Origin of the sequence: Streptomyces sp. NPDC060000 (genome assembly GCF_042737375.1) — a bacterium.
In the GTDB taxonomy this organism is placed as follows: Bacteria; Actinomycetota; Actinomycetes; order Streptomycetales; family Streptomycetaceae; genus Streptomyces.
Genome location: NZ_JBHWUU010000003.1, coordinates 129,911 through 145,524 on the forward strand (window position 1 = coordinate 129,911; position 15,614 = coordinate 145,524).

A 15,614-nucleotide genomic window follows, 5' to 3' on the forward strand; every position below is an offset into this window, starting at 1 on the left:
ACACAGGGAGCAACCGGAATGGGTTCGGTTCGCGTAGCCATCGTCGGCGTGGGCAACTGCGCCGCCTCGCTGGTTCAGGGCGTCGAGTACTACAGGGACGCCGACCCGGCGTCCAAGGTCCCGGGTCTGATGCACGTGCAGTTCGGCGACTACCACGTCGGTGACGTCGAGTTCGTCGCCGCCTTCGACGTCGACGCGAAGAAGGTCGGCCTCGACCTCTCGGACGCCATCGGTGCCAGCGAGAACAACACCATCAAGATCTGCGACGTCCCGAACAAGGGCGTCACGGTTCAGCGCGGCCACACCCTGGACGGTCTCGGTAAGTACTACCGCGAGACCATCGAGGAGTCCGCCGAGGCCCCCGTCGACGTCGTCCAGATCCTCAAGGACAGGCAGGTCGACGTCCTGATCTGCTACCTGCCCGTCGGTTCCGAGGCCGCGGCGAAGTTCTACGCCCAGGCCGCCATCGACGCCAAGGTCGCGTTCGTCAACGCCCTTCCGGTCTTCATCGCCGGCACCAAGGAGTGGGCGGACAAGTTCACCGAGGCGGGTGTCCCGATCGTCGGCGACGACATCAAGTCCCAGGTCGGCGCCACCATCACGCACCGTGTGATGGCGAAGCTGTTCGAGGACCGCGGTGTCCGGCTCGAGCGCACCATGCAGCTCAACGTCGGCGGCAACATGGACTTCAAGAACATGCTGGAGCGCGACCGCCTCGAGTCCAAGAAGATCTCGAAGACGCAGGCCGTCACCTCGCAGATCCCCGACCGCGACATGGGCGAGAAGAACGTCCACATCGGTCCCTCGGACTACGTGGCCTGGCTGGACGACCGCAAGTGGGCATACGTCCGCCTCGAGGGCCGTGCCTTCGGTGACGTCCCGCTGAACCTGGAGTACAAGCTCGAGGTCTGGGACTCCCCGAACTCCGCGGGCGTCATCATCGACGCCCTGCGCGCCGCGAAGATCGCCAAGGACCGCGGCATCGGTGGCCCGATCCTGTCGGCGTCCTCGTACTTCATGAAGTCCCCGCCGGTCCAGTACTTCGACGACGAGGCGTACGACAACGTCGAGAAGTTCATCCGCGGTGAGGTCGAGCGCTAACTCGGCCCACGCACGGAAAATTCGCTCCTGCCAGGGCTGAGAGGGTCCCCGGGTCGGCTGACCCGGGGACCCTCCCCGTATGTGAGGCTGTGCCCCATGGCCGTCGTCCGTGATCTGCGCGTCCTGCTGCGCTTCGGGAACTTCCGGCGGCTGCTCGCGGTGCGGCTGCTCTCGCAGTGCGCGGACGGCGTCTACCAGGTCGCGCTCGCCACCTATGTCGTGTTCTCTCCGGAGAAACAGACCTCGGCCGGCGCGATCGCCTCAGCCATGGCGGTCCTGCTGCTGCCCTACTCTCTGGTGGGCCCCTTCGCCGGCGTCCTGCTGGACCGCTGGCGCCGTCGGCAGGTCCTCCTCTACGGCAATCTGCTGCGCGCCCTGCTGGCGTCCGCGACAGCCGTCCTGATGATCAGTCACGTTCCCGACCGGCTGTTCTACGTCTCCGCCCTGTGCGTCACCGCGGTCAACCGTTTCGTCCTCGCCGGCCTTTCCGCGGCTCTGCCACGCGTTGTCGACGGTGAGCGCCTGGTGATGGCCAACTCCCTCTCGCCTACCGCCGGAACGCTGGCCGCGGTCGCGGGAGGCGGTCTCGCGTTCGTCGTCCGGCTGGTGGTTGCCGACTCCGACGCGGCGGTGGTGCTGCTGGGATGCGTGCTGTACCTGTGCGCCGCGCTCGTCTCCCTGACCATGGCCGCGGATCTGCTCGGGCCCGACCCCGATCTGGTCCGTCCCCGGCTGACGAGCGCCCTCAGGGGCACCGCCCGAGGCCTTTTTGGAGGCCTGCTTCACCTGGCCGAGCCGAAGCGCAGGGAGGCTGCCCGGGCACTCGGCGCGATCTCACTGATGCGGTTCTCCTACGGCGCCCTGACCGTCATGGTGTTGATGCTGTGCCGGTACGCCTGGTCGACCGACCCGGAGGACGGACTGGCCCTGCTGGGGCTGGCCGTGGGGGTCTCCGGCGTGGGCTTCTTCGTCGCGGCGGTGGTCACGCCGTCGGCTGCGGGACGGCTGGGTCCGGTCCGCTGGATCGTCGCCTGCTCCGCGGCCGCGGCGGTCCTGGTGCTCGCCCTGATGCTCCCGTTCAGGCAAGTGACCACGTTCGCCGCGGCGTTCGTGCTGGGGCTGGTCACTCAGGGCTCGAAGATCGCCACCGACACCATTGTCCAGTCGTCCGTGGAGGACGGCTTCCGCGGCCGGATCTTCTCTCTCTACGACGTCCTGTTCAACGTCGCCTTCGTCGGTGCCGCCGCCGTCGCAGCCCTGATGCTGCCGCCTGACGGGCGTTCCGGCGCATTGGTGGTCACGGTCGCCGTTATTTACGGAGCAGTTGCTGCCGCTATGGCCCGCTTTGAGCAACGGTAAGTGTCACATCAATGACACAGACTCCTCCTCGGGTACAGGGTTGTCAGTGGGGGCCGGTAACTTACGTGCGTCTTACTTCGCGAGTGATTTCGCGCCACACGTCTAACGTTTTCTAGGGGGAACTCCAAGTGTCGACTCCGCCGCCCCAGGGCCAGAACCCGTACGCGCAGCAGGGCCAGCAGCCCTACGGCCAGCCCCAGGGCCAGGCGCCCTACCCGCCGCAGGGTGGATACCCCCAGCAGCCCGGCCAGCCCGGCTACCCGACCGCCCCCTACGGCGCGGTTCCGCCGGAGCAGCCCCGCCGCAAGGTCAGCTTCAAGCTGATCAAGAACATCGTCATCGTTCTCGCCGTCATCGGTGTGGGCATCGGCGGCTACATAGCGAGCCGCGACGACGCCAAGACGGCGGCTGTCGGCGACTGCATGCACCGCGGCAACAGCGACGACGACGACCCCGACCTCGAGGTCGTCAAGTGCGACTCCTCGCAGGCACAGTTCATCGTGCTGGCGAAGGTCAAGGGCACCTACACGCAGCTGACGGCCGACAGCAAGTGCGAAGAGCAGGCCAAGGACTTCCAGTACTCGTACACCGAGAGCGGTGACGGCAGCAACTTCCTGCTCTGCCTGAAGGACTACGCGAAGAAGTAGGGCAGTTGCAGACGGGGCGGTGTTTCACGTGAAACACCGCCCCTTCGCATGTGCGCCTGCCGCGTTGCCGGAGGTCATGTTTCACGTGAAACATGACCTGCTTCAGGGACTCAGCCCTGCTCCGTCCACCACTCCTTGAGCGCTGTCACCGCCGCGTCGTACTCCATCGGCCCGTTCTCCAGGCGCAGTTCGAGCAGGTGCTTGTACGCCATACCGATGGCGGGTCCGGGACCGACGCCCAGGATCTCCATGATCTGGTTGCCGTCGAGGTCGGGGCGGATGGCGTCCAACTGCTCCCGCTCCTTCAGCTGGGCGATGCGCTCCTCCAGCCCGTCGTACGCCCGTGAGAGCGCGGCCGCCCTGCGCTTGTTACGCGTCGTGCAGTCAGAGCGGGTCAGCGCGTGGAGGCGATCGAGGAGCGGTCCCGCGTCACGCACGTAGCGCCGCACCGCGGAGTCCGTCCAGTCGCCCGTGCCGTACCCGTGGAAGCGCAGGTGGAGTTCGACCAGCCGGGAGACGTCCTTCACCAGCTCGTTGGAGTACTTGAGAGCCGTCATCCGCTTCTTCGTCATCTTCGCTCCGACCACCTCGTGGTGGTGGAACGAGACCCGGCCGTCGTTCTCGAAGCGACGGGTACGCGGCTTGCCGATGTCGTGCAGCAGCGCGGCGAGCCGCAGGGTGAGGTCCGGGCCGTCCTTCTCCAGGGCGATCGCCTGCTCGAGGACGATCAGCGTGTGCTCGTAGACGTCCTTGTGCCGGTGGTGCTCATCGCTCTCCAGCCGCAGGGCGGGCAGCTCGGGCAGCACATGGTCGGCGATGCCGGTGTCGACCAACAGCGCCAGTCCCTTGCGCGGGTGCGCGGACAGGATCAGCTTGTTCAGCTCGTCCCGTACCCGCTCGGCCGAGACGATCTCGATACGGCCCGCCATCTCCTTCATCGCCGCGACGACCTCGGAGTCGACCTCGAAGTCGAGCTGGGCGGCGAAGCGGGCAGCACGCATCATGCGCAGTGGATCGTCCGAGAAGGACTCCTCCGGCGTACCCGGGGTGCGCAGCACGCGAGACGCAAGGTCCTCGAGGCCCCCGTGCGGGTCGATGAACACATTCTCGGGAAGCGCCACAGCCATGGCGTTCACGGTGAAGTCACGCCGGACGAGGTCCTGCTCGATGGAGTCGCCGTACGACACCTCGGGCTTGCGCGAGGTCCGGTCGTACGCCTCCGAACGGTAGGTGGTCACCTCGATCTGGAAGCATCGATCGACATCTCCGACCCGGGCGTCCTTCTGGACCCCGACGGTACCGAAGGCGATCCCGACCTCCCACACGGCGTCCGCCCAGGGCCGGACGATCTTCAGAACGTCTTCGGGCCGGGCGTCCGTCGTGAAGTCCAGGTCGTTGCCGAGCCGGCCGAGCAGCGCGTCCCGGACCGAGCCGCCGACCAGGGCGAGAGAGAACCCGGCCTCCTGGAAACGGCGGGCGAGGTCGTCGGCGACAGGGGCGACCCGCAGCAGTTCACTGACCGCGCGGTGCTGCACCTGGCTCAGGACACTGAGATTGTCTTCGTTGGCGTTCGGCACAACAGAAGAGGGTACGTGGCCCGACCGACCGGGGGCGCCCCGATTTGAGGCGCGATGCCATCTGCGCCGAAAGCAGCTCAGAGCATCCTTTTGCCACCTACAGGAGCAGTACTCCTTATACACGTACATAGAGGAACATCCGATCGCCTTCCACGATCTTGTGGAGCGGTCCGCGGCACTTCCCCTCGGCGCGCATCGTTACGATGCGTGGACGCACATTCCGACGACCACTGACGACGACGAGGGACGGGCGAACGCGTGGCCGAGGCGGCAGACTTTCCGGGGATGACTCCCTCACCTGCCCGCCGGTGGCTGCGGCGCACCGGCGCACTGCTCGCCGGGGTGCCCCTGCTGGCCGGTCTCGTCCAGCTGCCCGCCGCCTCCGCGCAGGCAGCCGGCCCAGCCTCCGCCAAGGACGCCTCCGACGCGGGCACCGTGGCCGTGGCCGTCGACTCACTCAGCCCCGGCGCCCCCACCGACGGGGACACCCTGACCGTCTCCGGCACGGTCACCAACAACGGCAAACAGGCGGTCACCGGCGCCCACGTGGGTCTGCGGGTGGGTTCCGCGCTCACCACCCGCTCGGCGATCGACAGGGCCGCCAAGCACGCGGACTCCCTCCCCGGCGACGACGGCTCGGAGGTGGGCGGCAAATACGTCGCCGCCTTCGCCAAGCTCACACCGGGTGTGGCGGAGCACTTCAGCATCTCCGTCCCGGTCGACAAACTCGACCTGGGCGATGACGGGGTCTACCCGCTCGGTGTCTCCCTCTCGGGCGAGACGTCCGCGCAGCCATGGCAACAGGTGCTGGGCGTCCAGCGGACCTTCCTGCCGTGGCAGCCCGAGGAGGTGGACACCCCGACCAGGACGACGGTGCTGTGGCCGCTGGTGTCCACCGTCCACATGACGGCGGAGACTGGTTCGAACGCGCAGCAGACGCCGGTGTTCCTCAACGACGACCTGGCCAAGGAGCTCGCTCCCGGCGGCCGGCTGGACCAGCTCCTGAGCCTGGGCAAGGAGCTCGACGTCACCTGGGTGATCGACCCGGACCTGCTGGCGTCCGTCGACGCCATGACCGGCAGCTACCGGATCCGGGGCGACGGCGACACCACCACGGCCGGCACCCACCAGGCGATCGCCAAGCAGTGGCTCGACGATCTGCAGGACGCGGTGCTCGGCAAGGAAGTCGTCGCGCTGCCCTTCGCGGATCCCGACCTGGCCTCGCTCGCCCACAACGGCACCGGTGTCGCCGGTTCGCTCAGCCAGCTCAAGGAGGCCACCGACGTGGCCGCCACCACCGTGCAGACCGTGCTCCACGTGACACCGAGCACCGACTTCGCCTGGCCGGTGAACGGCGCCGTCGACCCGTCGATCGTCAAGGTGGCCACCTCGGCCGGCGCCCACAAGGTGATCGCGCGCGGTGACAGCCTGGCGGAGACCGGCGATCTCACCTACACCCCCTCCGCGGCCCGGCCCATCGGCGGCGGCACCACGGCGGTGGTCGCGGACGCGCGGCTGTCGACGGCCTTCGAGGGCGATCTGACGAAGGCCTCCACGTCCACGCTCGCCGTGCAGGAGTTCCTCGCGCAGAGCCTGTCCCTGAACCAGCAGACCGGCAAGCAGCGCAGTGTCGTCGTCGCCCCGCAGCGCATGCCGACCGCGGTCCAGGCCCGGTCGCTGGCGCAGGCCGTCACGATGCTCCAGGGCGGTACCTGGTCGCAGTCCCAGCAGCTCGCGGCGGCCGCCAAGGCCAAGCCCGACCCGGGCGCCACCACGAAGGTGCCGTCGAGGTCGGCGTACCCCTCGTCGCTGCGCAAGCAGGAGCTGCCCCGGTCGGCCTTCGAGCAGATCGCCCACACGCAGGACAGGCTCGACAACTTCAAGGTGATCCTCGCCAACGAGGCCCGGGTGGTGACACCCTTCGGGCGGGCCATGAACCGTGAGATGTCCACGACGTGGCGGGGCCGGAACACCGCCGCGAGTTCGTTCCGCCAGAGCGTGCAGGCCTATCTGGACACCCTCACCGGCCAGGTCAAGCTGATCGACAAGTCGGAGACCAAACTCTCCGGGCGAAGCGCCACGATCCCGGTGACCGTCCAGAACAACCTGGTGCAGGGCGTCGACCACCTGGTCCTGCGACTCACCTCGACAAACCCGACCCGTCTCGAGTTCTCCGAAGATGCCTACTCCGAGCAGCAGGTCACGGTCTCCGGCGGGCACACCACGACGGTGAAGTTCACCACGTCCGCCAACGTCAACGGCCAGACGAGGGTGATCGCCCAGCTGTACACCGAGGACGGCCAGAAGTACGGCAACGAGGTCGCCTTCGACGTGCGGGTCACCGAGATCACAGCCACGGTGATGCTGGTCATCGGCGGCGGTGTCCTCCTGCTCGTGCTGGCCGGCTTCCGCATGTACACCCAGCGCAAGCGCGCTGCGGCCCGAGAAGCCGAAGAGACCGAGGAACCCGCAGAGGACGGCGAACCCGCTGAGGACGGCGAGGACGGCGCCGACGAGGCGGGCGGGCACGCCGACGGCCCGGAGAAGGCCGAGCGCACCGAGAACCGTCCCGAGAAAGAGTCCGGCGCCCCAGCCGGGGCAGCCGACCCGGAGCAGCCGAGTGACGAGACCCCGGACACCGCAGAGGAAAGCGCCGACCCGTCCGGCACGGGTGAGAGAGTTGACCGTTGAGGATGTCGTGGCCGGTGGGCCCGGGACGATGAGGTGGGGTAACCATGAACGCGCCGTACGACGGTGACCGCGGCCAGGCCGCGGGCCGCTCGGGCAACCCCGAGGGCCCGCCGCCCGAGCATGGCCAGGTGCCGCCGCAGCACCCGGCGGACATGTACCTCCAGGACGCCTACGACCAGGACCCCTACCGGTCCCAGGACCTCACCGCGCAGGATCCGGTCGCCGAGGCGCTCTACGACCGTGCCGCGCACCCTCCGCCGCCCCCGGACATCCAGCAGCCGCAGCAGCCGCTGTACGGCCGGCCGCCGCAGTCCCCGTACGCCCCCGACCCGCGCATGTGGGCCCAGACCCCGGCGCCCGAGCCGGAGGGGCCCACTCAGTACCTGCCGTACGGGGACGATCCCCGTACGACCCAGTTCGTGGGCGTGGACGATCTGATGACGCACTCCGGCGAGGAGCAGCACCAGCCCGACGCCTTCGCCCACCTCTTCCGGGACCAGCAGCAGAGCGGTGCCCGCTCCGCGGAGCCCCCGTCCGTACCCGGCCCCGCGTCCGCCCCCGGCGGGCAGGGAGCGGTACCGGCGTACCAGGTTCCGGCGTACGAGCCTCCGGTGACGCCGTCGCCCGCGACGGACCAGACCATGAACCTCACCGCCACGCCGGCCGCGCCCCCTGCCCCGGCTGCCGTTCCTGCCGCCAAGAAGGGCGGACGCGCCGCGGGCCTGCTGAAGTCGAGCGCCGTGATGGCGGCGGGCACGATGGTCTCCCGCCTCACCGGATTCGTCCGCTCCGCGCTGATCGTCTCGGCGCTGGGCGTCGGCCTGCTCGGCGACACCTTCCAGGTCGCCTACCAGCTGCCCACGATGATCTACATCCTGACCGTCGGCGGCGGCCTCAACTCGGTCTTCGTGCCGCAGCTCGTGCGGGCCATGAAGGAGGACGAGGACGGCGGTGAGGCATTCGCCAACCGTCTGCTCACCCTGGTCATGGTGGCGCTCGGCCTGCTCACGGTCGCCGCGATCGCCGCGGCGCCCGTCCTGATCCGCCTCCTGTCCGACTCGGTCGCCAGCGACCCGGCGGCCAACGAGGTCGGCATCACCTTCGTCCGCTACTTCCTGCCCTCGATCTTCTTCATGGGCGTCCACGTGGTGATGGGCCAGATCCTCAACGCGCGCGGGAAGTTCGGCGCGATGATGTGGACGCCGGTCCTCAACAACATCGTCATCATCGTGACCCTCGGCATGTTCATCTGGGTCTACGGCACCGCCGCCGACTCCGGTATGAAGGTCACGACCATCCCGCCGCAGGGCGAGCGGCTCCTCGGCATCGGGGTCCTGCTCGGCCTCGTCGTACAGGCCCTCGCCATGATCCCGTATCTGCGCGAGACCGGGTTCCGGCCGCGGCTGCGCTTCGACTGGAGGGGGCACGGCCTCGGCAAGGCGGCGACCCTCGCCAAGTGGACCGTCCTGTTCGTCCTGGCCAACCAGGCCGGCGCGCTCGTCGTCACCCAGCTGTCCACCTCGGCGGGCAAGGACTCACCGGTCGACGGCACCGGCTTCTCCGCCTATGCCAACGCCCAGCTGATCTGGGGTCTGCCGCAGGCCATCATCACCGTCTCCCTGATGGCCGCCCTGCTGCCCCGCATCTCCCGCTCGGCGGCCGAGGGCGACGGCGGCGCCGTCCGTGACGACATCTCTCAGGGCCTGCGCACCACGGCCGTCGCGATCGTCCCGATCGCCTTCGGCTTCCTCGCCCTCGGTATCCCGATGTGCACGCTGATCTTCGGTTCCTCCGGCACCAGCGAGGCCACGAACATGGGCTTCATGCTGATGGCCTTCGGCCTCGGTCTGATCCCCTACTCCGTCCAGTACGTCGTCCTGCGCGCCTTCTACGCCTACGAGGACACCCGGACCCCCTTCTACAACACCGTCATCGTGGCCGCGGTCAACGCGAGCGCCTCGGCACTCTGTTACTTCGTCCTGCCCGCCCGCTGGGCCGTGGTCGGCATGGCGGCCTCCTACGGCCTGGCGTACGCGATCGGCGTCGGCGTCGCCTGGAACAGGCTGCGCAAGCGGCTCGGCGGCGACCTGGACGGCTCCCATGTCCTGCGGACCTACGCCCGGCTGTGCATCGCCTCCGTCCCGGCCGTCCTCATCAGCGGCGCGGCCTGCTACGGCATCGGCCACAGCCTGGGCCAGGGCGTCCTCGGTTCTTTCGCCGCGCTGCTGGCCGGCGGGGCCCTGTTGTTCGCCATCTTCTTCGTCGCCGCCCGCCGCATGCGCATCGAGGAGCTCAACTCGCTCGTCGGCATGGTCCGCGGACGCCTGGGGCGCTGATACAAGGGGTAGGCGCACAACCATCGTCCACCGCCGCGTGTCGTGCATAGCGGCGGACTGTGGGCACAATTGGGTTCGGCGTCGTACGGCGCGCACGAGGTCGGGCGGCGCGCATTGAATGGGGAGGCGGGAACGACGGTGGCGGAACGGAGCACAGCTGCCGTCGACGTGGCAGGCCACAGCGGTGACAAGCCGCTGACCGCACAAGCGGACCAGTCCACGGCCGACGGGGTGGTCAAGAACCAGGAGCAGGACACGGACAGCGACGAGGCACAGGGGAGTGGCGGGGCGGAGCGTCCCGGGAAGGCCTCGGCGCCGGAACTGCACAGCGGTCACAAGCTCGCCAGACGCTACCGCCTCGAAGAGTGCGTCACCCGTCTGGACGGTTTCAGCAGTTGGCGTGCGGTCGACGAGAAACTCCGGCGTGCCGTGGGCGTCCACATCCTGCCCGCGGATCACACACGGGCCCGTTCGGTGCTGGCGGCGGCCCGCTCCTCAGCCCTGCTCGGGGATCCCCGATTCGTCCAAGTACTGGACGCCGTCGAGGAGAACGACCTCGTCTACGTCGTCCATGAATGGCTGCCCGACGCCACCGAGCTGACCACGTTGCTCGCGGCCGGCCCGCTGGAGCCGCACGACGCCTACCAGATGGTGAGTCAGATCGCCTCCGCCATGGCCGCCGCCCACCGCGAAGGCCTGGCGCATCTCCGTCTGAATCCCAACGCGGTTCTGCGGACCTCCTCGGGCCAGTGGCGCATCCGCGGCCTCGCGGTGAACGCCGCCCTGCGCGGCATCACCACCGACACTCCTCAGCGCACCGACACCGAGGCGATCGGCGCCCTGCTGTACGCGGCGCTCACCCAGCGCTGGCCGTACGAGAACGACGCCTACGGCCTGTCCGGGCTGCCCAAGGACATCGGACTGATCGCCCCCGACCAGGTGCGGGCCGGTGTCCACCGGGGTCTGTCCGAGCTGACCATGCGTGCCCTCGTCAACGACGGCGCGACCGCCTCCCGGCACGAGGCCGCCTGCACGACACCGGAGGAGCTGGTGAAGGCGATCGGCGAGATGCCCCGCATCCGCCCGCCGGAGCCCACGTTCACCGCCCCGCCCGAGTACCAGCGCACGACGTACCAGCAGGGCACCTACGGCCGTCCCGCGCCGCACCCCGGCGTCACCCAGGTCGTGCCCACGCCACCGCCCCCGCTGCAGAGCCGCACCGGCAAGGCCCTGAAGTGGGCGGTCTCCGCCCTCCTCATCGCCGCGCTGGGCCTGGGCAGCTGGCAGCTCGCGGACGCCCTCATGGACCGGAACAAGTCCGACGAAACGAACGAGACACAGACGACGGACGACGGCGGGAAAGCCCCGACCAAGCCCGCCAGCAAACCGATCACCATTACCGAGGGCTGGGACTTCGACCCCGACGGGGACGGGTCCGAGAAGCCCGCTGACATAAAGAAGGCATACGACAGCAGCACCTCGACGTACTGGCAGACGGACTTCTACGCGGGTCCCGACTTCGGAAACCTGAAGCCGGGCCTCGGCATCATCCTCGATCTCGGCAAAGCTCAGCAGGTCGGGAAGGTGACCGTTACCTTCATGGGGAAGACCTCGGTCGAACTCCGTGCCGCCTCCAGCGACGCGGGCTCCAAGCCCACGTCTTTGGACGCCTACACGAAGGTTGCCGAGGGCTCCGGCACGAGCGTGACGCTCAAGCCGACGAAGTCCGTCATGACCCGCTACGTTCTGGTCTGGCTGACCCAACTGCCGCTGACCGAAGAAGGTACCTATCGTGGTCGCGTGGCGGATATCAAAGTGACCAGCTGAGGGCGGGGGGAGGGGGTCCGATGGCGGAAGGCGCCGGGTATGACGGAGCGAGCGACCAGGACCTCCTCACTCGCCACGTAGAAGGCGATCCCGACGCCTTCGGTGAGCTGGTCCGGCGGCACCGCGACCGGCTCTGGGCGGTCGCTCTGCGCACGCTGGGCGACCGCGAAGAGGCCGCTGACGCCGTCCAGGACGCGCTGGTGTCCGCCTACCGGGCCGCCCACACCTTCCGGGGCCAGTCCGCCGTCACGACCTGGCTGCACCGCATCACGGTGAACGCCTGCCTGGACCGCGCCCGCAAAGCGGCTTCCCGAAAGACCTCACCGGTCGACGACACCGAGCGACTGGAGCAGCTGCTCGAGCCGCACGAGTCGGCGTCCGCCCCCGCCGAACGCAACGATCTGCACCGCCAGCTCCTCGAAGCGCTCGGCACTCTCCCACCCGACCAGCGGGCCGCCCTCGTCCTCGTGGACATGCAGGGGTACCCGGTCGCCGAGGCCGCCCGCATGCTCGACGTGCCGACCGGCACCGTGAAGAGCCGCTGCGCCCGGGGCAGAGCCAGACTCCTGCCGCTTCTCACCCATCTGCGGCCGGCCGGTATGGGCGGCGACAGAGAAAACGGCACAGGACGGAACCGGGCGCAGGGGACATCCGTCCCACCGACAGCGGAACCTCGGGACGAGGGGCCGGGCAACGCCGGGACAGGCGATTCAGCTGCTGTGAAGGGCGGAGGTGGGCGAGCGTGACCTCGACGACGGACACGACCGGACACCCGGACGTCACGGAGATCTCCGACCTCACCGAGGGCCTGCTCGATCCCTCCCGGAGCGCCGACGTGCGCCGGCATCTGGACACCTGCGAACTCTGCGCGGACGTCCATGCGTCACTCGCGGAGATCCGCGGCCTGCTGGGCACTCTCCCCAGCCCGTCGCGCATGCCGGACGATGTCGCCCACCGCATCGATGCCGCACTCGCCGCCGAGGCGCTGCTGAACGCCACGGCTCCGGAGGACGCCCGCGTTTCGCAGACGACCGGTGTCACGTCCGATGCCGACGCACTTCATGTTTCACGTGAAACCACGACGGCGACGGACCGTCCCGCCGGGCGCGCCCGCCCCACCACCACCGGCCCGGGTCGCAAGGACCGCAAACGCAGCGGGCGCCGCAGGGTCGCTGTCCTCGGTGCGGTGCTCACAGCCGCAGCGCTGGGACTCGGTTCCGTCCTGGTGTCATCACTCACGGGCGGCGGGGCACCGGGCAGTTCGGCGCACCGGTCCACCGGTCCGGACACCTTCTCCGTGAGCAGACTGGAAGGCCAGGTCACCGATCTTCTCGCCAAGGCCGAGGGCTCCCGTTCCCCGCACAGCCTGAACATGCAAGGAGAATCCGACACGGCATCACCCGGTGCCGCCTCACCCAAGATCCTGCTGCAGCCCCCCACGGTTCCCCCCTGTGTACAGGAGGGCATCGGCCGCAGCGACGCGGCCCTCGCCACAGAGGACGGCACATACCAGGGAACGGATGCCCTGCTCGTCGTGCTGCCGGACGCATCCGACAGCACCCGGATCGACGCCTACCTCATGGACAAGACCTGCGTAGAGCAGTCGGCCTCGAGCCCGGCCAAGGTTTTGCTGCAGAACTCCTACACGCGTCGCTGACTGGCCGTCGCCTCCGTCTGGCTTCCACCTGGTGTCCCCCTGGCATCCCTGCCACGGCGCCCGTGCCTGTTCCGTGTGCCCGGACACAGTGGGAATGCACGCCCCTTAGGATCCGTTGGGTGGGGTGAGAGTCCAAGTAGCTCCCACCGCTCTACCGATGCAGTCCCCAGAGACGAGGAACCAAGCCGTGAGCGACGTCCGTAACGTGATCATCATCGGCTCCGGGCCCGCCGGCTACACCGCGGCGCTGTACACCGCACGCGCTTCGCTGAAGCCGCTCGTGTTCGAAGGCGCCGTCACCGCGGGCGGCGCACTGATGAACACCACCGAGGTGGAGAACTTCCCCGGCTTCCAGGACGGCATCATGGGCCCCGAGCTCATGGACAACATGCGTGCCCAGGCCGAGCGCTTCGGTGCCGAACTGATCCCCGACGACATCGTCTCCGTCGACCTAACGGGCGAGATCAAGACCGTCACGGACACCGCAGGCACCGTCCACCGGGCCAAGGCCGTCATCGTGACCACGGGCTCCCAGCACCGCAAGCTCGGCCTGCCGAACGAGGACGCCCTCTCCGGCCGCGGTGTCTCCTGGTGCGCCACGTGTGACGGCTTCTTCTTCAAGGACCAGGACATCGCCGTGATCGGCGGCGGCGACACCGCGATGGAGGAAGCGACCTTCCTCTCGCGCTTCGCCAAGTCCGTGACGATCGTCCACCGCCGGGACACCCTGCGCGCCTCCAAGGCGATGCAGGAGCGCGCCTTCGCCGACCCGAAGATCAAGTTCGTCTGGGACAGCGAGGTCGCCGAGATCGAGGGTGATCCGAAGCTGGCCGGCCTGAAGCTGCGCAACCTCAAGACGGGTGAACTGTCGGACCTCCCGGTGACGGGCCTGTTCATCGCGATCGGCCACGACCCGCGCACCGAGCTCTTCAAGGGTCAGCTCGACCTCGACGAGGAGGGCTACCTGAAGGTCGCCGCGCCCTCCACCCGGACGAACGTGACCGGTGTCTTCGCCGCCGGCGACGTGGTCGACCACACCTACCGTCAGGCGATCACCGCGGCCGGTACCGGCTGCTCCTCCGCTCTCGACGCCGAGCGCTACCTCGCCGCCCTCGCGGACGAGGAGCAGGCCGAGCCCGAGAAGACCTCCGTCTGACCCTCTCCCGCCCACCGCACAGAGAATTAAGGAGCCCCCTGTGGCCGGCACCCTGAAGAATGTGACCGACGCCGACTTCGAAGAGGTCGTCCTCAAGAGTGACAAGCCCGTCCTCGTGGACTTCTGGGCGGCGTGGTGCGGCCCCTGCCGCCAGATCGCCCCCTCGCTCGAGGCCATCGCCGCCGAGCACGGCGACAAGATCGAGGTCGTCAAGCTCAACATCGACGAGAACCCGAATACGGCCGCCAAGTACGGCGTCATGTCGATCCCGACTCTGAACGTGTACCAGGGTGGCGAGGTCGCCAAGACCATCGTCGGCGCCAAGCCGAAGGCCGCGCTCGTCCGCGATCTGGAGACCTTCATCTCCGAGTGACGTACTGAGCCGTCGTGCCGACGGCTGATGTTTCACGTGAAACACGTATGGGCCAGTCCGAGAGGGCTGGCCCATACGCTTTGCCACGTCTAGAGCGGTCGCAGTGCCGGCTCCTTCTGGACCGCCCCCAGCAACCGGTCCAGCGCCATCTCCACGTCTTCCTTCCAGGAGAGCGTGGTGCGCAGCTCCAGCCTCAGTCGAGGATGAGCGGGGTGGGGGCGGACCGTCTTGAAGCCCACTGCCAGCAGATGGTCGGCCGGGAGCACACAGGCCGGTTCCTTCCAGCGGGCGTCACCGAACGCCTCGATCGCCTTGAAGCCGCGTCGCAGCAGATCCTTGGCGACCGTCTGGACCATCACGCGGCCCAGTCCCTGCCCCTGGTAGCCCGGCATGATGAAGGCGGTCATCAACTGCACGGCGTCCGGCGACACCGGGCTTGTGGAGAACGCCGTCGAACGGGGTACGTAGGCGGGCGGTGCGTAGAGCACAAAGCCCACGGGGACGTCGTCGACATAGACGACCCGGCCGCACGACCCCCAGTCCAGCAGGACGGCGGAGATCCAGGACTCCTTCTCCAGGGCAGGCGTGCCCGCCTTTACCGCGGCCGCACCGCTGACGGGGTCCAGCTCCCAGAAGACACACGCCCGACAGCGCTTGGGAAGGTCTTGAAGGTTGTCCAGCGTGAGCGGTACGAGCCGACGCCCCATGAAGGCTGTTCCTCGCTTTCTTCGCTCGCAGCGTCGCGAGCGGCTGTCAGAGCACTCCGTTCCCTGAGCAGGCCGGCGACGAAGCCGCCGACCGCGCCCAGGCCCAACCCGGCGCTCACCAGTCCCGTCCGGCTCATCGTTCGCATGGCCCTCGCCTCCCGCTCCGAGGTACTGCCAGGTGGA

General features: G+C 68.7%; 12 protein-coding genes. 10 read left to right on the forward strand and 2 right to left on the reverse strand.

Features of this window, described 5'->3' with window-relative positions; genetic code table 11:
• Window positions 1–18: 18 nt before the first annotated feature.
• The 3 genes from ACFWBB_RS03425 (at window position 19) to ACFWBB_RS03435 (ending at window position 3,107) form a co-directional block, all read left to right on the forward strand.
• Complete coding sequence (locus ACFWBB_RS03425; protein WP_385266324.1) at window positions 19–1,101, forward strand: inositol-3-phosphate synthase; 1,083 nt, start codon at window positions 19–21, stop codon at window positions 1,099–1,101.
• A 96-nt stretch (window positions 1,102–1,197) separates the two neighbouring features.
• Complete coding sequence (locus ACFWBB_RS03430; protein WP_385266327.1) at window positions 1,198–2,460, forward strand: MFS transporter; 1,263 nt, start codon at window positions 1,198–1,200, stop codon at window positions 2,458–2,460.
• Between the two features lie 128 nt (window positions 2,461–2,588).
• The gene (locus ACFWBB_RS03435; protein ID WP_385266330.1) at window positions 2,589–3,107 is read left to right on the forward strand and encodes a hypothetical protein; all 519 of its coding nucleotides are present in this window, start codon (window positions 2,589–2,591) and stop codon (window positions 3,105–3,107) included.
• 110 nt (window positions 3,108–3,217) lie between these two features.
• Here ACFWBB_RS03435 and ACFWBB_RS03440 read toward each other — a convergent pair whose 3' ends face one another.
• A complete protein-coding gene (locus tag ACFWBB_RS03440; protein WP_385266332.1) occupies window positions 3,218–4,684 on the reverse strand; it encodes a CCA tRNA nucleotidyltransferase in 1,467 nt (488 codons plus the stop codon).
• A 258-nt stretch (window positions 4,685–4,942) separates the two neighbouring features.
• Between ACFWBB_RS03440 and ACFWBB_RS03445 the strand changes: the two genes are divergently transcribed.
• The 7 genes from ACFWBB_RS03445 (at window position 4,943) to trxA (ending at window position 14,724) form a co-directional block, all read left to right on the forward strand.
• Window positions 4,943–7,375, forward strand: a complete 2,433-nt coding sequence (locus ACFWBB_RS03445) for a DUF6049 family protein (protein WP_385266335.1) — start codon at window positions 4,943–4,945, stop codon at window positions 7,373–7,375.
• Window positions 7,376–7,419: 44 nt separating this feature from the next.
• A complete protein-coding gene (murJ, locus tag ACFWBB_RS03450) occupies window positions 7,420–9,711 on the forward strand; it encodes a murein biosynthesis integral membrane protein MurJ (RefSeq protein ID WP_385266338.1) in 2,292 nt (763 codons plus the stop codon).
• 138 nt (window positions 9,712–9,849) lie between these two features.
• Window positions 9,850–11,538 carry a protein kinase family protein gene (locus ACFWBB_RS03455; protein ID WP_385266340.1) on the forward strand — a complete coding sequence of 563 codons (1,689 nt, stop codon included), beginning with the start codon at window positions 9,850–9,852 and terminating at the stop codon, window positions 11,536–11,538.
• Between the two features lie 20 nt (window positions 11,539–11,558).
• Window positions 11,559–12,284 carry an RNA polymerase sigma factor SigM gene (gene sigM / locus ACFWBB_RS03460; protein WP_385266343.1) on the forward strand — a complete coding sequence of 242 codons (726 nt, stop codon included), beginning with the start codon at window positions 11,559–11,561 and terminating at the stop codon, window positions 12,282–12,284.
• On the forward strand, window positions 12,281–13,195 hold the full coding sequence (locus tag ACFWBB_RS03465; protein ID WP_385266346.1) for an anti-sigma factor family protein: 915 nt from the start codon (window positions 12,281–12,283) through the stop codon (window positions 13,193–13,195). The genes sigM and ACFWBB_RS03465 overlap by 4 nt, the downstream gene beginning before the upstream one ends.
• 187 nt (window positions 13,196–13,382) lie before the next feature.
• A complete protein-coding gene (gene trxB, locus ACFWBB_RS03470) occupies window positions 13,383–14,351 on the forward strand; it encodes a thioredoxin-disulfide reductase (protein ID WP_385266349.1) in 969 nt (322 codons plus the stop codon).
• Window positions 14,352–14,391: 40 nt separating this feature from the next.
• The gene (gene trxA, locus ACFWBB_RS03475; RefSeq protein ID WP_385266352.1) at window positions 14,392–14,724 is read left to right on the forward strand and encodes a thioredoxin; all 333 of its coding nucleotides are present in this window, start codon (window positions 14,392–14,394) and stop codon (window positions 14,722–14,724) included.
• A gap of 89 nt (window positions 14,725–14,813) precedes the next feature.
• Here trxA and ACFWBB_RS03480 read toward each other — a convergent pair whose 3' ends face one another.
• Complete coding sequence (locus ACFWBB_RS03480; protein ID WP_385266355.1) at window positions 14,814–15,431, reverse strand: GNAT family N-acetyltransferase; 618 nt, start codon at window positions 15,429–15,431, stop codon at window positions 14,814–14,816.
• Window positions 15,432–15,614 lie beyond the last annotated feature (183 nt).

Bases quoted from the DNA above. Each gene is read 5' to 3' on its own strand.
- ACFWBB_RS03430 (WP_385266327.1), top strand. From the start codon at position 1,198: ATGGCCGTCGTCCGTGATCTGCGCGTCCTGCTGCGCTTCGGGAACTTC.
- ACFWBB_RS03480 (WP_385266355.1), bottom strand. From the start codon at position 15,431: ATGGGGCGTCGGCTCGTACCGCTCACGCTGGACAACCTTCAAGACCTT.
- ACFWBB_RS03425 (WP_385266324.1), top strand. From the start codon at position 19: ATGGGTTCGGTTCGCGTAGCCATCGTCGGCGTGGGCAACTGCGCCGCC.
- murJ (WP_385266338.1), top strand. From the start codon at position 7,420: ATGAACGCGCCGTACGACGGTGACCGCGGCCAGGCCGCGGGCCGCTCG.
- sigM (WP_385266343.1), top strand. From the start codon at position 11,559: ATGGCGGAAGGCGCCGGGTATGACGGAGCGAGCGACCAGGACCTCCTC.